The sequence below is a fragment of the Campylobacter taeniopygiae genome, assembly GCF_005406225.1.
Taxonomy (GTDB): Bacteria; Campylobacterota; Campylobacteria; order Campylobacterales; family Campylobacteraceae; genus Campylobacter_D; species Campylobacter_D taeniopygiae.
The window spans coordinates 1-1,233 of record NZ_NXLY01000050.1 but is presented as its reverse complement, the minus strand read 5'-3'; the positions used below and the strand labels follow the sequence as shown (position 1 = coordinate 1,233).

The 1,233-nt window shown below is 28.0% G+C and carries 1 pseudogene; it reads right to left on the bottom strand.

Annotated features, from left to right (window positions below):
• Positions 1 to 1,233 (bottom strand): annotated as a pseudogene (locus CQA75_RS09280) (hypothetical protein); the annotation flags it as partial.

The window sequence follows — 1,233 nt, the reverse complement described above, 5'->3', positions numbered from 1 at the left end:
CTCACTTATAAAAAATGATTCTTGTGCATCCTTGTAAGTAAGGTTAAATTCTTTATTGTATTTATTAACTTTACATAAAGTTTTAAAAGTTTTACCTAATACCACGCTGATATAATTTTGATTTTTATCTTGGATATTTACATTATCTTCTAATAAAAGCTTATTTTTCTCACTTAAGTCGATTAAATTTTGTGCATAAGAATTTAGATAATCCAACACGCAAGCGATATCGCCTTTTAATTCTTTAATATTTTCATTATATTTTACTAAGTGTTCATAAAAATAACTCGTCCAAACTATATTATACATAAAATGGCTAGTTTTATAATAGTTTTTTTCAAGCTCTCCTATATGGATTAAATGCAACCTATCTGTATTTTTATAATCAAATTTATTTTTAATATTCAAGCCATATTTATAACCTAAATCACTTATTAAAGATCTCGAAGGTTCTATTGTCTGCCTACCTTCTCGTAAAATATCCTCATTTGGGATAGGTTTAGCTATCGTTTCTATGTGATGTACTTCTATATCTGTTTTACCCTTGCTTGCTTGTTTTATATTAAGAGCACACTCATCTAATCTTTTTTGATTGACTTGCCCTTGCATTTTTTTACAATCTTCAATCAAACCATCAGTTCCATCTTTTAAATTTAAAGCCTTAGAGCAATTATCTAAAGTCTTTCTAGTCATACCAAAGCCAAAAAGTTTTTTTATCCCTTTAACAAGCAATTTAAAAACAAGCCTAACAAATCTAATAAAAATATTTATTAAACTTGCTACAAGCCCTCCTATACCTGCTCCATTATAAGTATAAAGTTTTTGAATGTATTTTTTTTGTCCAAAGATACAAAAACATTGTGCCAAATATCCACCTAAAGAATGTCCTACAATATCGATTTTAAAATCATCGCTTCCATGTTTTTTTCTAATAGCATTTAAAATACTATCACTATAATCAAGCAAAGATATAATCTGAGGAATTCCAGCCCCTAAAGCTATAAATCCATCAGTCAAAACTAAATCTTTTAAAAATTCTTCAGTACCACGAAAGGCTAAGATATAGGTATTGTCATTTTTGGTAGTATCTTTAAAAATAGTATGAGAATAACCACTAATGCTAGTATTTTTTACATGATCTATAACTTCATAACGAGAAACGAATTTTTTAGTGCGGGGGCTAAGGTGGTATCTAAATGCATCTGTATTTTCATGATGTTTGGCAAAATTTAA